Consider the following 18106-nt stretch of genomic DNA (forward strand, 5'->3'; position numbering starts at 1 on the left):
GGCCGGGAGACCCGGACGCCCGGGTGAGGGAGGTCCCTGTGGTGCAGAGCAAGGCGCCGACCGTCGAGGCGTACCTGGCGGAACTGGAGCCGGAACGTCGCGGCCTGGTCGCCGCGCTGATCAAGGCGATCGAGGCGCGGATCGACCCCGGTTACGAGTTGACGATGGCGTGGGGGATGCCGACCTGGGTGGTTCCGCTCGACCGCTACCCGACCGGCTATCTCGGCAACCCGGCGCAGGGCGTGCCCTACCTCAGCGTCGCCAGCCAGAAGCAGTACCTCGCCTACTACCATCCGGGATTCGATGCCGATCCCGCCCTGGCCGAGTGGTTCCGCGGCGCCTGGGCGCAGACGGGCCTGCCCCTGTCGCTGGGCAGATCCTGCCTCCGGCTGCGCCCGACCGCGCCGATCCCGTACGCCCTGCTGGGCGAGCTCGCGGGCCGGGTCGGCTTGGAGGAGCACCTGGACCGCTACGAGCAGGCCCGCGCGGGGCGCTGACCGGCCGCGTCTCGTCGACCGCGGTCAGTAGGGTAGGGGCATGACCCAGACCCCCGGCCGGGACCCGGCCGCCTCCGATGCCGCCCCGGCACCTCCGGCGACCGTCGTCGGGATGGACATCGGCGGCTCCAAGACGCGCGGCCTGCTGATCCGGGGCGGCGCCGTCGTCGACGAGCGGCAGGCGGGCAGTGCCAACACCCAGTCGGTCAGCGAGCAGACGGCCGTCGCCAGCCTGCGCGACCTGTTCGCCGCGTTCGGTGACCCGCGGCCCGACCTGGTCATCGCCGGCTCCGGGGGCATCGACACGGCCGAGGACGCCCAGCGGCTGCGCGACCTGATCGCGCCCCACGCCCCGGGCGCCGAGGTGATCGTCGTCCACGACACCCGGCTCACCCTCGCCGCGGGCCGCACCAGCACCGGTGTCGCCGTCATCGCCGGCACCGGGTCCGTGGCCTGGGGGCGCAACGAGGCGGGCCGCACCGCCCGCGCCGGGGGCTGGGGCTACCTGCTCGGCGACGAGGGCAGCGGCTACTGGCTGGCACGCGAGGCCGCCCGCGCCGCGCTGCACCGGTTCAACCTGGACCAGCCGGTCAGCCCGCTCGGCGCGGGGCTGCTCGAGGCGTGCGGCCTCACCGACCCCGAGCAGCTGATCGCGCACTTCCACTTCGGCACCGACCGCCGTTACTGGGCCGCCCGGTCCCCGGTCGTGTACACCGCCGCCGACGAGGGCGACCGGGACGCGCTGCGCATCATCCAGGTCGGCGCCGAGCACCTGGCCGACCTCGCCACCCAGGTCGCCCGCCAGCTGGGCGTCGCCGGGCCGATCGTGCTCGGCAGCGGCATCGGCATGCACCAGCCCCGCACTCAGCGGGCCTTCGCCGCGCTGATGGCCGACCGCGGCTGCCCGGAGGTGCGGGTCCTGGACCAGGAGCCCGTGTACGGGGTGCTGCAGCTGCTCGCCGATCGCGCCGCCGGCATCGTCCTGGAGAGCTACACCGAGTCCTGACCCGCCGACCGGAGCGGGCCCGACGCGCGTCATCGTTGCGCCGCCCGGCCCGCTCGGCGACGATGGCACGAGGATGACACCACGAGCCCACCACGAGAAGGAGCCCACATGAGCCCCGACATCAGGATCGACAGCCTCATCGGCCGTACCGTGCTCGACGACGCCGGCGAGAAGGTCGGCAAGATCGGCCAGGTCTACCTCGACAACGAGAACGGCAAGCCGACCTGGGTCACCGTCAAGACCGGGCTGTTCGGGCGGCAGGCGTTCGTGCCCATCGGCCTGCTCGGCCACACCGACGACGGCGCCACCGTCCCCTTCAGCGCGGACGTGCTCAAGGACAGCCCCGAGATCGACGTGGCGAAGGACCTGGGCCGCAGCCGCGAGGAGGCCCTCTACCGGTACTACGGCGTCACCCGCGAGACGGCCGACCAGCGCGCCGCCGACGCGGGGCACCGGTACGTCCGGCCCGGCGCCGACGACGGCGACACCCTGCGCTGACCGGCACCCCCGCCTGTCAGGGGGAGAGCATCGGCCGGTGCTCGTAGAACGTCTGCAGCACCACGGTCGTGCGGGTGTTGACGGACGCCCGGTGCCGGATCTCGCTGACGAGGGCCTCGAGCTCCCGGGGGGACGCGACCCGCACGAAGAGCATGTACGCGGCGTCCCCGGCGACCGAGTGGCACGCCTCGATCGCGGTCAGCGGTTCGAGCAGCCGGGGCGCGTCGTCGGGCTGCCGTGGGTCGAGCGGCGTGATCTCGATGAAGGCGGAGAGCGGGCGACCCACGGCCTCCGGGTCGAGGATCGCCTGGTAGCCGACGATCACCCCGCTGTTCTCCAGCTTCCTCAGCCGGGCCTGCACCGCCGAGACCGACAGGCCGACCCGCTCCGACAGCTGGGCGAGGGTGGCCCGCGGGTCGTGGGAGACCTCCGCCGCCAGCCGCACGTCGACAGGGTCGTCCATGGCGGCAGGCTACCAGCCCGGGGCGGGCGCGGATTGACAGCCCGACGAATCGTGCCGAAGATATTCCTGTTGAGTAGTCGTTCTACCGGAAACATTCCGTCAGCGATCGCAGGAGGGTTGATCATGTCCACGTCTGTGCAGACGGCGCCGGCCATCATCGGCGAACCCGAGGTCGTCGAGGATGCCCGCAACGTCGAGTCGACCGGGGCATGGCGCCGGTTGAAGGCGGCCGCCACCCGCCTCCAGGGGCGGCAGGTCCGGGACGGGTCGATCCCCGCGCGAGGTGAGCACCCGGCCGCACGCGCGGACGTCGAGCAGCTCGTCGCCGCGATCGAGCAGCTCGCGCCGCTGTTTCCTCACGACGAGGCCTACCTGGCGGCCCTGCCCCTCGACTTCGCGCGCTGGGTCGACGGCGGCTTCGGTGTTCCGGACTTCCTCGATTCCCTGCTCGCGTTCCACCCCGAGCAGCACCGCGTCGACGGCCTGCGGCACCTCGTCGTGTTCCCGATGTCCACGCAGAACGGCTCCGCCGACCGGCACGTCGAGGCCCTGATCGTCGAGACCGTCTGGCCCGAGTTCATCGCGGCCCTGGAGGCCGGCGAGTACGGGAACCGGCTGTTCGTGTCCCTGCGGCTGATCGACTTCACCTCCGGCTACGACACGAACGCGGCCGTGCTGTTTCCCGAGACGGTGGCCGTGCGGGAGGTCCCGCCGTTCACCTGGGGCGCAATCTTCCAGGACCGCGAGGCCGCGCGGTACCGCCGGGTCGTCGCCGCCGCCACCGAGATCACCGGACTGGTGCTGCCCGACGACGCGGCGGCGCTGCTCGCCGACCAGGACCTGGCCGAGAAGACCTTCGTCATGTGGGACCTCATCCACGACCGCACCCACATGCGCGGGGACCTGCCGTTCGACCCCTTCATGATCAAGCAGCGGATGCCGTACTTCCTCTACTCGCTCGAGGAGCTGCGCTGCGACCTGACGGCGTACCGCGAGTCGGTGGCGATCCAGCGCACGCTCGACGCCCGGTCCGCGGCGGGGGAGGAGCTCACGGCGCTCGAGGAGCAGACCCGGCGGCACGCCGGACTCGTCCAGCACGCGGTGCTCCTCGACCGGATCTTCCGCTTCGCCATCACCGGGTCCCGGGTGCGCAACTACGACGGGCTCGGCGGTCAGCTGCTGTTCGCGTGGCTGCACCGCAGGCACGTCCTCCAGTGGCGCGACGTCGAACTGAGCATCGACGAGGACCGGGTCGCCGACGCGGTGGTCGAGCTCGGCGACGCCATCGACGCTCTTTACTGGGAGTCGATCGACCGACCCAAGACGGTGCACTGGCTCAAGGCGTACGAACTCGTCGCATCGGTCGTCACCCCGAATCCCGCGTCCGTGTGGGCGGCCGGGCTTCCCCGCGAGGTGCTGGCGGGACCGCCGCGCGGCTACACGGACCTGGTGATGGACGACGAGTTCCCGCTGTCGATGTTCTTCGAGGCGCTGGAGAGGAAGATGAGGGACGTCATCGCGTCGACGGCCGGTATCCGCGCCACCGACGGCTGACACACCCGCGGACGACCCCACCGACGACCGAGGAGGCGACCGGGCGATGGCGGACCTGACCGGCCGGACCATGCTGATCGTGGGGGCCACGAGTGCCTCCGGGCGGGCGGCCACGGGCGTCCTGGCCGCGGCCGGCGCCCGGGTCGTCGCGACCGGACGCAGCGCGCCGCGCCTGCGTCCGCTCGCCGAGCTGGGCGCCCGCGTGGAGACCCTGGACCCGACCGACGAGGCCGACGTCGGCGAGCTCGCCACCCGGTTGCGCCGGGACGGGGTGAGCGTCGACGGCCTGCTCCCCCTCGTGGGCGGCTGGCGCGGCGGTGGGGGCCTCGCCGGGCAGACGGAGGCCGACTACCGCGCGCTGGAGCCCTCCCTGACCGCGCTGCGCCACGTCAGCCGCGCCTTCGACGGCGACCTGCGGGCCTCGGCCGCGGGCCGGCTCGCCGTCGTCTCCTCGACGGCCGTCGCGTGCCCGCTCGCGGGCGGCGCGAACTACGCCGCGGTCAAGGCCGCGAGCGAGGCCTGGACCCGGGCGGTCGCCCACGGGTACGCGAAGGCCGCCCGCGACGCCGGCGCCCCGCTGCGCGCGGCGGCCGTGATCTTCCGGGTGAGGGCCCTGGACGGCCTGCAGGACCGCCTCGCGGCCTCCGTGGCACGGCTGTGGGACGCCCACCCGGAGGCCCTGAACGGCACCATCATCGAGCTCACCGACGACGACCCTGCAGGAGGAACCCCATGACGTCCGCGACGTCCCAGCCCGGCGATCGACTCGCCTACCGCTCCGTCAACCCCGCCACCGGCGAGGTCCTGGCCGAGTTCCCCACCGCCACCGAGGCGGAGGTCGACCAGGCCGTGGCCGCGGCCGACGCCGCCTTCGCGGTGTGGCGCCGACGCCCCATCGAGGAGCGTGCGGCGGTCGTCGCCCGGGTCGGAGCGCTGTTCGAGGAGCGGATCGACGAGCTCGCCGCGATCATCACCGAGGAGATGGGCAAGCCGATCGCGGAGGCCCGCGACGAGGTCTCCTTCTGCGCGGAGATCTTCGGCTACTTCGCCGACCAGGGTCCGGGGCTGGCCGCCGATCAGCCGATCGCCTCCCCGGGCGGCGGTCGCGCGGTGATCCAGCGGCGTCCCGTGGGCGTGCTGCTGGGCATCATGCCGTGGAACTACCCCTACTACCAGGTGGCCCGCTTCGTCGCGCCCAACCTGGTCACCGGCAACACCATCGTGCTCAAGCACGCCGAGAGCTGCCCGCGCTCCGCCCTGGCGCTGCAGCGGCTGATGGCCGACGCCGGGCTGCCGGACGGCGCCTACGTCAATCTCTTCGCCTCCCACGACCAGGTGGCCGAGATCATCGCCGATCCCCGGGTGCAGGGTGTCTCCCTCACCGGATCGGAGCGGGCCGGGGCGAAGGTGGCGGAGATCGCCGGGCGCAACCTCAAGAAGGTGGTCCTGGAACTCGGTGGGTCGGACCCGTACATCGTGCTCGACTCCGACGACGTGGCCGCCTCCGCGCAGGCCGCCTTCGCCACCCGGATGGGCAACACCGGTCAGGCCTGCAACTCCAACAAGCGGATGATCGTCACCGCGGGCATCTACGACGCGTTCGTGGCCGAGCTGACCCGGCAGGCGCAGGCCCTCACCCCGGGGAACCCGGCCGCCGGGGCGCCGGACACCTACGCCCCGCTCTCCACACGGGCCGCCGCGGAGGGCGTCGCGGCGCAGATCCGCGACGCCGTGGCGGCGGGCGCCACCCTGCACGCGGGGGGCACCCTGGCCGAGGGGCCCGGCGCGTATCTGGCGCCGGCCGTGCTCACCGGGGTGACCCCCGAGATGGCCGCGTACCGGGAGGAGCTGTTCGGGCCCGTCGCCGTCGTGTACCGGGTGGACGACGACGAGCAGGCCCTCGCCCTGGCCAACGACACCCCGTACGGTCTGGGCGGCGCCGTGTTCAGCACCGACCCGGAGCGGGCCCGCAGGGTGGCGGAGGAGCTGGAGGCCGGCATGGCCAACGTCAACGCGGCGGAGGCCGAGGGCGCCGGGATGCCGTTCGGCGGGGTCAAGCGCTCCGGCTTCGGCCGCGAACTCGGGCCGCTGGGCATGGACGAGTTCGTCAACAAGCGCCTGCTCTACGTGAGCGACTGACCGGGTGCACGGCGGTGTCGCCGCATGACGCCGGAGGGCGTCTGACCTGCGGCACTCTCTCGATTTCCGGCACCACCGGCTACGCTTGGTCGAAATTCGCACCACCTCCATCCACCCGAGGGAAGGGCAGCGGCGATGACCACTGCGGTCGGCGAACCCATGATCCGGTTCCGTGCGGTCACCAAGACCTACGGCGGCGGCCAGCGCGCCGTGGACGACCTGACGATGGACATCGATCGGGGCCGGATCACCGTCTTCGTCGGGCCGTCGGGCTGCGGGAAGACCACGTCGCTGCGGATGATCAACCGCATGGTCGAGCAGACCAGCGGCACCATCACCGTCGACGGGCAGGACGTCGCCGCCCAGCCGGCCGCCCAGCTGCGCCGGTCCATGGGCTACGTCATGCAGTCCGCCGGCCTGATGCCGCACCGCACGGTGCTGGACAACATCGCCACGGTGCCGCGCCTGAACGGCGTGGACCGGCGCGCGGCCCGCAGCCGGGCGTCGGAGCTGCTCGAGACCGTCGGGCTGGACCCGGCCCTGGCGAAGCGCTACCCGGCCCAGCTCTCGGGCGGCCAGCAGCAGCGGGTCGGCGTCGCCCGGGCGCTCGCCGCGGACCCGCCCGTCCTGCTCATGGACGAGCCGTTCAGCGCCGTCGACCCCGTGGTGCGCGACGAACTGCAGGCCGAGCTGCTGCGGCTGCAGCGCGAACTCGCCAAGACCATCGTGTTCGTCACCCACGACATCGACGAGGCCACCATCCTCGGGGACAAGGTCGCCGTCTTCGCCGTCGGCGGCAGGCTCGCCCAGTTCGCCACCCCGGAGGAGATCCTGCGGGCCCCGGCCAACGACTTCGTCGCCTCCTTCGTCGGCCGCGACCGCGGCTTCCGGCACCTCTCGTTCACCGAGCCGTCGGGCCTGACCGTCCATCCGGTCGACCCGACCGTGCTCTCGGCGGCGACCGGCGACGTCGCGCCGGGCTGGCGGCTCGTGGTCGACGACGACGGGCGGCCGATCGGGTGGCTGGGACCCGACCAGCGGCCGACCGGCGACCGGTTCACCCGGGCCGACCTGATCCCCGGCGGCTCCCTGTACCGCAAGGGTCACTCGCTGCGGGCCGCGCTGGACGCGTCGCTCAGTTCGCCCTCGGGCATCGGCGTGGCCGTGGACGAATCCGGGGTCGTGCGCGGCATCCTCCGTCCGGCGGAGGTGGTCGAGGTGATCGAACGCGACCGGGCGGGACTGCAGGCGCGCGTCGCCTCCGGGGAGCCGGCGGTGCGGGGATGACGTGGGTCGCGGAGAACGCGTCCTTCATCGCCCAGCTGACCGGGATCCACCTGGTCCAGTCGATCCTGCCGCTGCTGTTCGGGCTGGTCATCGCGATCCCCATCGCCCAGCTCGCGCGGCAGAGCCGGCCGGTCTCGACCGTGATCCTCTCGGCCAGTTCGATCCTCTACACCATCCCGTCCCTGGCGCTGTTCATCATCCTGCCGGTCGTGCTCGGCACCGGGGTGCTGGATCTGACCAACGTCATCGTCGCGCTGACGATCTACGCGGTGGCGCTGCTGGTGCGCTCCTGCGTGGACGCGTTCGGTTCCGTGGACGACACGGTGCGCCAGGCCGCCGTCGCGGTCGGGTACACGCCGGTCCGGCGCTTCTTCACGGTCGATCTCCCCCTGTCCGTCCCCGTGCTGATCGCGGGGCTGCGCGTGGTCTCCGTCAGCAACATCTCCCTGGTCAGCGTCGGCGCGGTGATCGGCATCCCGAGCCTGGGCGTGCTGTTCACCGACGGGCTGCAGCGCAACTTCATGACACCGCTGATCGTCGGCATCGTCATCACCCTGCTGCTGGCGCTGGTGATGGACGCCCTGCTGGTGCTGATCGAACGGCTGCTCACCCCGTGGACCCGGGCGCGGAAGGCGGTGCGCGCATGACCACCTACACGTCCGACAGCATCGTCGGCCAGACGTGGGAGTTCCTCACCGACCCGACGAACTGGACGGGCCTGACCACCGCGATCCCGCACCGGATCGTCGAGCACCTCGGCTACTCGGCGCTGACCCTCGTCATCGCCGCCGTCATCGCCGTGCCGCTGGGCCTGTACGTCGGGCACACCGGGCGCGGCCGGCAGGTCGTCGTCGGCGTCGCGGGCGCCCTGCGCGCCCTGCCCACCCTGGGCCTGTTGATCCTGTTCGTGCTGCTGCTCAGCGGCGACCTGCTGCCCCCCATCCTGGCGCTGGTCATCCTCACGATCCCGCCGCTGCTGGCCGGCACGTACAGCGGGATCGCCGCGGTCGGCGCCGAGTCGAAGGACGCCGCGCGCGCGATGGGGATGACCGAGCTGCAGGTGCTGTTCACCGTGGAGGTGCCCAACGCCCTGCCGGTGATCATCGGCGGATTCCGGGCGGCGATCCTGCAGATCATCGCCACGGTCGCGGTGCTGGCGTACGTCAACCTCGGTGGTCTCGGCCGCTTCCTCATCGACGGGCTCGCCGTCCAGGACTACCCGCGGATGCTCGGCGGGTCCGTGCTGATCGCCGTGCTCGCCATCGTCGTCGACCTGATCCTGGCCCTGCTGGCCCGGGTCGTCGTCTCGCCCGGCCTGCGGGCGACGCCGGCCGGCCGCCGGCGGCGGTCCGCGCGGCAGCCGGCCACCGCGTGACCGTGCGACACTTCACCCAGACGCGGCGCAGGCCGTCGCCGCCGTTCCATTCGACCCCCAGCGCCGATCGGCGCGGACACCACGAGGAGAAACCATGAAAGCGCTGTTCACCAGGGGCCGGGCCGCCCGGGCCGCGGCGGTCGCCGGTGCCCTGTCCCTGACGCTGTCCGTCGCCGCCTGCGGTGCCGGATCCGGCTCCAACCCGCTGCAGAACGGGGGGAGCTCCGCCTCCGCGGCACCCGCCGACACCGTCGTGGTCGGGTCGGCCAACTTCCCCGAGAGCCAGGTCATCGCGGAGATCTACGCCGGTGCGATCAACGCGTCCGGCGGCAAGGCGTCGACCAAGCCCAACATCGGCTCACGCGAGGTCTACATCAAGGCCCTGACCGAGGGCTCGATCGACGTCGTGCCGGACTACTCGGGCAACCTGCTGCAGTACTTCGACAAGTCCTCGACGGCGGTCAGCGCGAGCGACATCACCGCCGCGCTGCCGGGCAAGCTGCCGGGCGGCCTCAAGGTGCTCGAGTCCTCCAAGGCCGAGGACAAGGACGCCATGGTCGTCACCAAGCCGACCGCCGAGAAGTACAGCCTCAAGAGCATCGAGGACATGGCCAAGGTCTGCGACCAGCTGACGGTCGCCGGCCCGCCGGAGTTCGCGGAGCGGGCCTACGGGGTGCCCGGCCTGAAGTCGAAGTACGACTGCACCCCGAAGTCCTTCGAACCGTTCAATGGCGGCGCGGTCATCCTCAAGGCGCTCCTCGACGACCGGGTGCAGGTCGCCGACATCTTCACCACGGACCCCGCGATCAAGGACAACGACCTCGTGGTGCTGGACGACCCGAAGAACAACTTCATCGCCCAGCAGGTGCTGCCCGTGATCAAGGACGGCAAGCTGTCCAGTCAGGCCAGCGAGGCGCTGAACAAGGTGTCGGCGCAGCTCACCACCGACGACCTGATCAACCTCAACCGGACGGTCTCCGGGGAGTCGAAGACCAGCCCGAAGGACGCCGCCGCCCAGTGGCTCAAGCAGAAGGGCATCGCCCAGTAGGCAACGCCCACCGGGTCGATCCACCGTTCGAGGACGCCCGGGCCGGCCGCGGGGCGAGTAGCCACCGACCGCGGATTGGCCCGGGCGTCCTCGCGTCCGCGACCGGCCGGGGCGGCCCCGGGCGGGGGGACGCGTGGCAGGCTGAACAGATGCGCACCTTCACCCAGTCCACGAAACTCGCCGACGTGCGGTACGACGTCCGGGGACCGATCCTGACCGAGGCCCAGCGACTGGAGGCGGAAGGGCACCGGATCCTCAAGCTGAACATCGGCAACCCGGCGCCGTTCGGGTTCGAGGCGCCCGACGCGATCCTCGTCGACATGATCCGCAACCTGCCCACCGCGCAGGGCTACAGCGACTCCCGTGGCATCTTCTCCGCCCGCACCGCCGTCTCGCAGTACTACCAGTCGCACGGGATCATGGACATCGGCGTCGACGACGTGTTCATCGGCAACGGCGTCTCCGAGATGATCTCCCTCGTGCTGCAGGCCATGGTGGACAACGGCGACGAGATCCTCGTCCCGGCTCCCGACTACCCGCTGTGGACCGGCGCGGTGTCGCTGACCGGCGGCCGGCCCGTGCACTACGTGTGCGACGAGGAGAACGACTGGAATCCCGACCTGGACCACATCCGGTCCCTGATCACGGATCGCACCACGGCGCTGGTGCTGATCAACCCCAACAACCCCACCGGCGCGGTCTACTCGCGGGAGATCGTCGAGGGCATCGTGCAGATCGCGCGGGAGCACGACCTGATCCTGCTCTCCGACGAGATCTACGAGAAGATCCTGTTCGACGGGGCCGTCCACCACCACACCGCGACCTTCGCGGGCGACGACGTGCTGACCTTCACGTTCTCCGGCCTGTCCAAGGCGTACCGGGTGTGCGGGTTCCGCAGCGGCTGGGTGGCCGTGTCCGGGCCGAAGCGGCGGGCCGAGAACCTGATCGAGGGGCTGACCCTGCTGGCCAACATGCGCATGTGCGCCAACGTCCCGGCCCAGCACGCGATCCAGACCGCGCTCGGCGGCTACCAGTCCATCACCGACCTGATCCTGCCCGGGGGGCGGCTGAAGGAGCAGCGGGACCTGGCGTACCGGATGCTCAACGACATGCCCGGCGTCAGCTGCCGGCAGGCCAGGGGCGCGCTCTACCTGTTCCCGCGCCTCGACCCCGAGGTGTACCGGATCGACGACGACGAGAGGTTCGTGATCGAACTGCTGCGGGAGAAGAAGATCCTCGTCACGCACGGCACGGGCTTCAACTGGATCGCCCCGGACCACTTCCGGCTCGTCACCCTGCCGGGGGTCGACCTGCTCGAGGAGGCCCTGACCCGCATCGGCGACTTCCTGGAGGACTGGCGGGAGCGCTGAGGCGCTGAGCGCCACGTCGGTCGTCCTCGCACCCGCCCCGTCCCGACGTCCTCGTCACCGCGAGATGTCGATCCGTGCCGTCCTCGACCGCAGGTGGCGACGCAGATCGACATCTCGGCGCCCCACCTCCGCGTGGGGGCCGCACCCATCGTCGGACGGTCTCCGGAGAGGGCCTGACTAGGCTGGTCGCCATCCGGCGCGACGACGAAGGAGCACCATGGCGAAGAAGAAGAGCGAACCGAAGGCCAAGAAGCCGACGACGGACGCGAAGCGGGCCGACGCGAAGGGCTCGGCGACGGAGCCGCTGCTCGGCAGCGACGCGTCCGACCTGCTCCGGGTGAAGCTCGGGTTCGACCTGGCCGCGGTGGACCCCCGGTCGACGCCGGGATTCGCCGGCGGCAAGACGGAGGGGCAGGAGCAGCTCGACGCCGGCACGGAGGAACTGGCCGACCTGCAGGAGCGGCTGTTCGCGGCCTCGAAGGGCGGTGCCCCCGAGTCGGTGCTGCTCGTGCTGCAGGCGATGGACACGGCAGGCAAGGGCGGGATCGTCCGCCACGTCGTCGGCGCCGTCGACCCGCAGGGCGTGGCGCTGACGGCGTTCAAGGCCCCCACGGCGGAGGAACTGCGGCACAGCTTCCTGTGGCGGGTGCGGCGCAAGCTGCCCACGCCCGGCCTGATCGGCGTCTTCGACCGGTCCCACTACGAGGACGTGCTGGTGCACCGGGTGCGCAGGCTGACCCCGCTGGAGACCATCGAGAAGCGGTACGAGCAGATCAACGCGTTCGAGCGGCAGACCGCTGCCGCCGGCACCCGCATCGTCAAGGTGATGCTGCACATCAGCCCCGAGGAGCAGAAGGCGCGGCTCGCCGAACGGCTGGAGCGGCCGGACAAGCACTGGAAGTACCGGCCCGGCGACCTGGACGACCGCGCCCTGTGGCCCGACTTCCAGCAGGCGTACCAGATCGCCCTCGACCGGACGTCCACGGAGCTGGCGCCCTGGCACGTCGTGCCCGCGGACCGCAAGTGGTACGCACGGCTCGCGGTGCAGCACCTGCTGCTGCAGACGCTACGCGGCATCGACCCGCAGTGGCCCGCCGCCGACTTCGACGTCGAGAAGGAGAAGAAGCGCCTCGCGGGCCTGTGAGAACCGCCGGTCAGTGCCGGTCGCGGTCCGTGGTGGCGTCGTCCTCCCGGGGGCGGGCCGCCTCGAGGCGCTGCTGCGCGCCGTGCAGCCATTCCTCGCAGCGGTTGGCGAGGGCCTCGCCGCGCTCCCACAGGGCGAGGGACTCCTCCAGGCTCGCGCCACCGGCCTCGAGCCGGTTCACGACGGAGACCAGCTCCTCCCGGGCCTGTTCGTAACTGAGGTGACCGACATCGCTGCGGTGGTCGGCGTCCGGCCGATCGGCACCGCTTGCCTGCTCGGCATCGCTCGTCGTGGTCGGGGTGGCGTCACTCATCGGATTCTCCTGGGGTGCGGGGAACGTCGTCGGGTTCCTTGATCGCGAACACGCGGGCGCCGATCTCCCCGGCGGCGACGCGGATGCGGACCCGGTCGTCGGGCCGGGTCTGGGTCGAGGCGCGGACCACCGAACCGTCGGCCAGCTGGACGACGGCGTACCCGCGGTCCAGCGTGTTCTGCGGGGAGAGGGAACGCATCTGGGCGCGCAGGTGCGCGATCCGGTCGGTCGCCCGGCCCACGGCGGTCTCCGCGGATCGCCGGGCGCGGTGACGCATCCGTTCGACGTCCTCCGCGCGCGCCGTCAGCATCACCTCGGGCCGGAGCATCACCGGCCGGCTCCGCAGCGCCGCGAGCCGGTCGGTCTCCCGGTGCAGCAGCGCGCGCACGGACCGGTCGAGCACCTGCCGGGCCTGCCGGATGCGTTGCAGCTCCTCGGCGACGTCGGGCACGATCCGCTTGGCGGCGTCCGTCGGGGTGGAGGCCCGCAGATCCGCCACGTCGTCGAGGATCGGCCGGTCCGCCTCGTGCCCGATGGCGCTCACCACCGGGGTCCGGGCAGCGGAGACCGCGCGGACCAGGTCCTCGTTGCTGAACGGCAGCAGGTCCTCCAGTGAGCCGCCACCGCGGGCGATCACGATGACGTCGACCTCGGGATGCTCGTCGAGCTCCCGGAGCGCGGCGCCGATCTGCGCCACCGCCGTGACCCCCTGCACGGCGACCTCGCGGATCTCGAACTGCACCGCGGGCCAGCGCAGCGCCGCGTTGCGCAGTACGTCCTTCTCGGCGTCGGAGTTCCGGCCGGTGATCAGGCCGATGCGGTGGGGGAGCCGGGGCAGCGGCCGTTTCCGTTCGGGGGCGAACAGCCCCTCCGCGGCCAGCGCGTGGCGGAGCCGCTCGATCCGGGCGAGCAGGTCGCCGAGGCCCACGGGCCGGATGTCCCGGGTCTGCATGGACAGCCGGCCCGTCTTCATCCAGAAGTCCGCCTTGAGCTGGGCCACCACGCGGGCGCCGCGTTCCAGCGGCACGGGCATCTGGTCCAGCACCCGGCCGAGCACCGCCACGGAGAAGGACACCTCGGCGTCCGTGTCCCGCAACGTCAGGTAGGTGACGTTGGCGCGCCGGTTCAGCTCGATGACCTGGCCCTCGACCCACGCGAACGGCGCCCGGTCGATGTAGGTCTTCAGCTTCTGGGAGAGCACCCGCAGTGGCCACGGCGACTCGGCCGTCGTCTCCGCGGCGGTGGCCGGCAGGGTCCCGGGGCCGCCGGGCCGGTCGGAGGGCGGCTCCACGGAGGGGGCGTTCCCGCTCGGGTCCGCCGGCTCGATGCCGGTCACGGTGACGCCGTCTACCACCGCCACCGCGCCCGGACCACCGGTCCGTGGCGGCCCGGCGGCCGCCTCGGGTTCGCTCCAGCGGGATTGACTCATGTTCTACACTTACCACCCACCGTCGACAGAACCGCGGCCGGGTGCACGCCTGCGCCGAACCTGTGGACAACGCCCGGGCGTTCGAGCCCCGTCCGATCGAGTCGTCAGTGAGGTGGTCCGCCCGTGCGCACGGTGCTCTCGGCCCTGCTCGGCCTCGCCGCGGTGCTGCTGCTCCTGGGCGGCGTCACCGCCACCGCCGTCCAGCGCACCGTCGTCGACCCGGACGGATTCGTCGCCCTCACCGCACCTCTCGCCTCGGACGACGGCATGCGCGACCGGCTGGCCGGCACGGTGGCCACGGAGGCGACCAACCGGTTCGACCTGCAGGGCCCGGCGGCGGACGCCGTGGGCGAGGCGATCGACAAGGTCTCCACCGCGCTGACCGAGGACCCGGCCTTCCCGGGCGCCTGGGAGACGTCGATGCGCCGCAGCCACGACCGGACGATGGCCACCCTGACCGACGCGGCGCGCACCGACGTACTCCAGGTCGACATCCAGCCGCTCGTCTCTCTGCTCGTCGACAAGGCCGCCGGATCCCTCGGCATCACGGCGATGGCGTCACCCGTCGGGGACGACCCGATCGTGCTCGACGTCGGTCAGTCGGCCCAGGCGCGCGCCGCGGCCATCGTGGTGCAGGCCGCGGGGTACGCGCCGGCCGCCCTCGCGGGGGCCGCCGTCGCCGCCGTCCTCGCCCTGCTCCTCGCCCGCCGCCGCACCACGACGCTGGCCTGGCTGGGGATCGGGGTGCTGGCCGGGACCGGCCTGCTCGCGCTCGCCGGTGTCCTGCTGCGGGCCGCGGTCGCCGGTGGCCAGCGGGCGCCCGGCCTGACCGAGTACCTGCGCTATCGCGTGGTCGACGCCGCCTCCGCCGCCGGGGTTCCCTGGGTGGTGGGGCTGGCCATCTGGGGTGCCGTGCTGCTGGCGGCGGGAGCGGTCGGCCGCCTCGTCGTCGGCCGGCCCGGGGCCGGTTCAGCCCAGCGCTGACGCGCGGCCCGCGGGCCCGGGTGCCGCCGAACCCGCCCGTACGATGGACCCATGACCACCGTTTCCGTTCCCACCCCGGTCGTGCCCCGCCGCCGTCGAACGCCCGAGCAGATCGCGGCGGTCCCGGTGGACGGCGACCGGAGGGTGCTGCTGGCGGCACCCCGCGGCTACTGCGCGGGGGTGGACCGGGCCGTCGTCGCCGTCGAGAAGGCGCTCGAGCACTACGGGGCGCCGGTGTACGTGCGCAAGGAGATCGTGCACAACAAGCACGTCGTCAGCACGCTGCAGGACAAGGGCGCCGTGTTCGTCGAGGAGACGGACCAGGTGCCCGAGGGGGCGCTCGTCGTCTTCTCCGCGCACGGCGTGTCCCCGGCCGTGAAGCAGTCCGCCGAGGATCGCGCGCTGCGCACGATCGACGCCACCTGCCCGCTGGTCACCAAGGTCCACCGCGAGGCCGTCCGCTTCGCCCGCGCCCAGAACCACATCCTGCTGATCGGGCACGAGGGGCACGAGGAGGTCGAGGGCACGTACGGGGAGGCGCCCGAGAGCACCACCGTGGTGAACAACCCGGAGGAGGCCCGCACCGTCCAGGTCGAGGACCCGGACCGGCTGATCTGGCTCTCCCAGACCACCCTCTCGGTGGACGAGACGATGGAGATCGTCGCCATCCTGCGCGAACGGTTCCCGAACCTGCAGGACCCGCCCAGCGACGACATCTGCTACGCCACCTCCAACCGGCAGGCGGCGATCAAGAAGATCGCACCCGACGCCGACCTCGTCATCGTCGTCGGGTCCGCCAACTCGTCCAACTCGGTGCGCCTCGTCGAGGTCGCCCTGGAGTACGGGGCGCGGGCCGCGTACCGGGTGGACTTCGCCGAGCAGATCGACGAGTCCTGGTTCGAGGGTGTCGCCACCGTCGGTGTCACCTCCGGGGCCTCCGTGCCCGAGGTGCTCGTCCAGCGGGTGCTCAGCCTGCTCGCCGAGTACGGGTACGGCGACGTCGAGGAGGTCGTCACCGCGGAGGAGGACATCCTGTTCTCCCTCCCCAAGGAACTGCGCACCACGCTCAAGGCCGCCGGCGATTCCTCCCGCGGCCTCGGCGGCCACGGCGGCCGGCCCGCGTCGTAGCCCGCTGCTGTCGTCCGCGTCAGTCGGTGACGACGGAACTCATCCGCCCGTGGGCACCGGCCTGACCCTGTCTGATTCCGGCCGGCTGCCTCAGGAGACGGCCGGCTCGACGCCGTCCAGGGTCCGTCGGCACACCTCGGCCCACGGGGTCGGCGCCAGACCGAGCCGGTGCTCCGCGGCGCTGCTGTCCACCACGTACGGCCGCGACTGGATGTAGCTCATGGTCGCCATCTCCCGCAGGTCCGCGTCGACCAGACCGGCTGCTCGCAGGGCGACGCGCGGGATCGCGTGCATCGCCACCATGGGGCGTCCGGCGGCGGCCAGCAGGTCCGCCAGCGCCTGCCGGTGCGTGCGCGGGGCGTTGGTCGGGGCGATCCAGACCCGGCCCCATGCGTCGGGCCGCTGAGCGACGGCCACCAGCGTGCGGGCCACGTCCAGCACGTCCGTCCACGAGTGGGGAGCATCCGGGTCGCCGACCACCCAGGCGCGCTTCCCGCTCAGCGCCGCGGGCAGGTCTCGGGTCAGGTGCCCGTTGGCACCCACGCCGGTCCCGGCATAGTCCGAAGCCCGCACCTCCACCACGGTCACGCGCCCGGCCTCGTGCGCCTGCCTCGCCTCGGCCCACATCCGGGCGCGGATGCGACCGTTCTTCTCCGTTGCCGCGTCCGGGAGATCCTCGGTCATCGGCACGTCGACCGGCCCGTAGGCGTACAGGCTCGACGCGGTGACCAGGGTGGCGCCGGTGCGTTCGGCGGCCGTGAGCAGGCCGCGGGACAGAGCGGGCCACACCCGGTCCCAGGTTCCGTAGTGCGGGGGATTGGCGCAGTTGTAGAGGGCCACGGCACCGCCGGCGATCTCCGTCAGGTGGTCGGCGTCCGCGGCGTCGGCGGCCACCCGCCGGGTGCCCGGCACCGTCGCTCCCCGTTCACTGCGGGTCACCACGACCACGTCCTCGCCCCGGTCGGCGAGCAGGCCGCCGGTGTGCCGGCCCACCGGGCCGGCTCCCACGATCACGTGCTGTCCCATGACGGTCTCCCTTGAGCGGATCAACGATCTGAAATAAGAGCGGTGCTCTCGAAACCACAGTAGGCCCGTCGGTGACGCGAAACAAGAGCAGTGCTCTGTTTCGTTGCCTGCGCTCTCGCAGCGTGGGAGAGTGGCGGCATGGCCGACGTCTCCGTTCACCGCACCGCTCGCGACATCGCCCGGGAGGAGATCACCCGGGCGATCGTCGCGGAGGGCCGTCGTCAGCTGACTGAGGTGGGACCGTCGGAGCTGTCGCTGCGTGCCGTGGCACGCGAACTGGGAATGGTGTCCTCGGCCGTCTACCGGTACGTGCGCAGCCGGGACGACCTGCTGACCGCGCTGATCATCGAGATCTACACCGAACTGGGCGAGGCGCTGGCGGAGGCCGACCGTTCGGTCACGGACTGGACTCGGTTCTCGGCGCGCTGGATGGCCATCGCCGAGCGGTTGCACCGCTGGGCGGTGGAGCACCCCTTCGACTACGCGCTGGTGTACGGCTCCCCGGTCCACGGGTACCGGGCGCCGCGGGACACGGTCGCTCCGGCGGGCCGGGTGACCGGGGTGCTGCTCGGCCTGCTCGCCGAGGTCCAGGCGGCCGGGCGGTCGCCGGAGCCGCGGGTGGTACCTCGCCCGGTGCACCGGGCGATCGCGGGCTTGCGGGACGTGACGGACCACAGCATCGACGACGACCTGTTGCTGCGGGGGGTGCAGGCCTGGGCGGGCCTGCTCGGCGCCATCAACCTTCAGCTCTTCGGACACCTGCACCGCGGCGTCGACGACTACGACGCCTGGTTCCGGGACACCGCGGCCCGGCTCTGCCCGGTCTGACCGGGACGGACCGGGAT

At 72.3% G+C, this 18106-nt stretch carries 19 protein-coding genes; 15 read left to right on the plus strand and 4 right to left on the minus strand.

Translation table 11 applies throughout. From position 1 onward, the window contains the following. The first annotated feature begins 38 nt into the window (after positions 1-38). From IEX22_RS08810 to IEX22_RS08820, 3 genes are all read left to right on the plus strand, one after another. Complete coding sequence (locus tag IEX22_RS08810; RefSeq protein WP_188667975.1) at positions 39-497, plus strand: DUF1801 domain-containing protein; 459 nt, start codon at positions 39-41, stop codon at positions 495-497. 40 nt (positions 498-537) lie between these two features. After that, the gene (locus tag IEX22_RS08815; protein ID WP_188667976.1) at positions 538-1503 is read left to right on the plus strand and encodes an N-acetylglucosamine kinase; all 966 of its coding nucleotides are present in this window, start codon (positions 538-540) and stop codon (positions 1501-1503) included. A 108-nt stretch (positions 1504-1611) separates the two neighbouring features. Beyond that, on the plus strand, positions 1612-2001 hold the full coding sequence (locus IEX22_RS08820; RefSeq protein ID WP_188667977.1) for a PRC-barrel domain-containing protein: 390 nt from the start codon (positions 1612-1614) through the stop codon (positions 1999-2001). A 16-nt stretch (positions 2002-2017) separates the two neighbouring features. On the opposite strand, the gene IEX22_RS08825 is transcribed toward IEX22_RS08820, so the two are convergent. Further along, positions 2018-2464 (minus strand): Lrp/AsnC family transcriptional regulator, encoded by a 447-nt coding sequence (locus IEX22_RS08825; protein ID WP_188667978.1) that lies wholly within the window; start codon positions 2462-2464, stop codon positions 2018-2020. Between the two features lie 123 nt (positions 2465-2587). On the opposite strand from IEX22_RS08825, the gene IEX22_RS08830 reads away from it, so the two are divergent. The 9 genes from IEX22_RS08830 to IEX22_RS08870 all read left to right on the plus strand — a co-directional run bounded on the left by IEX22_RS08830 (position 2588) and on the right by IEX22_RS08870 (position 12381). Further along, on the plus strand, positions 2588-4018 hold the full coding sequence (locus IEX22_RS08830) for a DUF6421 family protein (RefSeq protein WP_188667979.1): 1431 nt from the start codon (positions 2588-2590) through the stop codon (positions 4016-4018). Between the two features lie 46 nt (positions 4019-4064). Further along, complete coding sequence (locus IEX22_RS08835) at positions 4065-4754, plus strand: SDR family NAD(P)-dependent oxidoreductase (protein ID WP_188667980.1); 690 nt, start codon at positions 4065-4067, stop codon at positions 4752-4754. Continuing rightward, positions 4751-6157, plus strand: coding sequence for an NAD-dependent succinate-semialdehyde dehydrogenase (locus IEX22_RS08840; RefSeq protein WP_188667981.1), 1407 nt, complete (start codon positions 4751-4753; stop codon positions 6155-6157). Before IEX22_RS08835 ends, IEX22_RS08840 begins: the two co-directional genes overlap by 4 nt. 135 nt (positions 6158-6292) lie before the next feature. After that, positions 6293-7444, plus strand: coding sequence for an ABC transporter ATP-binding protein (locus tag IEX22_RS08845; RefSeq protein ID WP_438816613.1), 1152 nt, complete (start codon positions 6293-6295; stop codon positions 7442-7444). After that, positions 7441-8091: an ABC transporter permease gene (locus tag IEX22_RS08850; protein WP_188667982.1), complete on the plus strand. Its 651-nt coding sequence runs from the start codon at positions 7441-7443 to the stop codon at positions 8089-8091. The genes IEX22_RS08845 and IEX22_RS08850 overlap by 4 nt, the downstream gene beginning before the upstream one ends. Then, a complete protein-coding gene (locus IEX22_RS08855) occupies positions 8088-8819 on the plus strand; it encodes an ABC transporter permease (protein ID WP_188667983.1) in 732 nt (243 codons plus the stop codon). Before IEX22_RS08850 ends, IEX22_RS08855 begins: the two co-directional genes overlap by 4 nt. Before the next feature lie 94 nt (positions 8820-8913). Next, positions 8914-9867: an ABC transporter substrate-binding protein gene (locus IEX22_RS08860; protein ID WP_188667984.1), complete on the plus strand. Its 954-nt coding sequence runs from the start codon at positions 8914-8916 to the stop codon at positions 9865-9867. 149 nt (positions 9868-10016) lie between these two features. Next, the gene (locus IEX22_RS08865) at positions 10017-11237 is read left to right on the plus strand and encodes a pyridoxal phosphate-dependent aminotransferase (RefSeq protein ID WP_188667985.1); all 1221 of its coding nucleotides are present in this window, start codon (positions 10017-10019) and stop codon (positions 11235-11237) included. Between the two features lie 217 nt (positions 11238-11454). Then, a complete protein-coding gene (locus IEX22_RS08870; RefSeq protein WP_188667986.1) occupies positions 11455-12381 on the plus strand; it encodes a PPK2 family polyphosphate kinase in 927 nt (308 codons plus the stop codon). A 10-nt stretch (positions 12382-12391) separates the two neighbouring features. Here the strand turns inward: IEX22_RS08870 and IEX22_RS08875 are convergent, their stop codons facing one another. Further along, positions 12392-12694 carry an exodeoxyribonuclease VII small subunit gene (locus tag IEX22_RS08875; RefSeq protein WP_188667987.1) on the minus strand — a complete coding sequence of 101 codons (303 nt, stop codon included), beginning with the start codon at positions 12692-12694 and terminating at the stop codon, positions 12392-12394. Then, positions 12687-13985, minus strand: a complete 1299-nt coding sequence (gene xseA / locus IEX22_RS08880; RefSeq protein ID WP_438816614.1) for an exodeoxyribonuclease VII large subunit — start codon at positions 13983-13985, stop codon at positions 12687-12689. Before xseA ends, IEX22_RS08875 begins: the two co-directional genes overlap by 8 nt. Before the next feature lie 261 nt (positions 13986-14246). Between xseA and IEX22_RS08885 the strand changes: the two genes are divergently transcribed. After that, entirely contained in the window at positions 14247-15107 is an 861-nt protein-coding gene (locus tag IEX22_RS08885) for a hypothetical protein (protein ID WP_188667989.1), read from the plus strand. A 51-nt stretch (positions 15108-15158) separates the two neighbouring features. Further along, entirely contained in the window at positions 15159-16235 is a 1077-nt protein-coding gene (locus IEX22_RS08890; protein ID WP_188667990.1) for a 4-hydroxy-3-methylbut-2-enyl diphosphate reductase, read from the plus strand. A 90-nt stretch (positions 16236-16325) separates the two neighbouring features. Here IEX22_RS08890 and IEX22_RS08895 read toward each other — a convergent pair whose 3' ends face one another. Further along, on the minus strand, positions 16326-17261 hold the full coding sequence (locus IEX22_RS08895) for an NAD-dependent epimerase/dehydratase family protein (protein ID WP_188667991.1): 936 nt from the start codon (positions 17259-17261) through the stop codon (positions 16326-16328). Positions 17262-17399: 138 nt separating this feature from the next. Here IEX22_RS08895 and IEX22_RS08900 point away from each other — a divergent pair, with 138 nt between their 5' ends. Then, complete coding sequence (locus IEX22_RS08900) at positions 17400-18089, plus strand: TetR/AcrR family transcriptional regulator (protein WP_188667992.1); 690 nt, start codon at positions 17400-17402, stop codon at positions 18087-18089. The last annotated feature ends 17 nt before the right edge of the window (positions 18090-18106 follow it).

The organism is Tersicoccus solisilvae, assembly GCF_014643255.1.
GTDB lineage: Bacteria > Actinomycetota > Actinomycetes > Actinomycetales > Micrococcaceae > Tersicoccus > Tersicoccus solisilvae.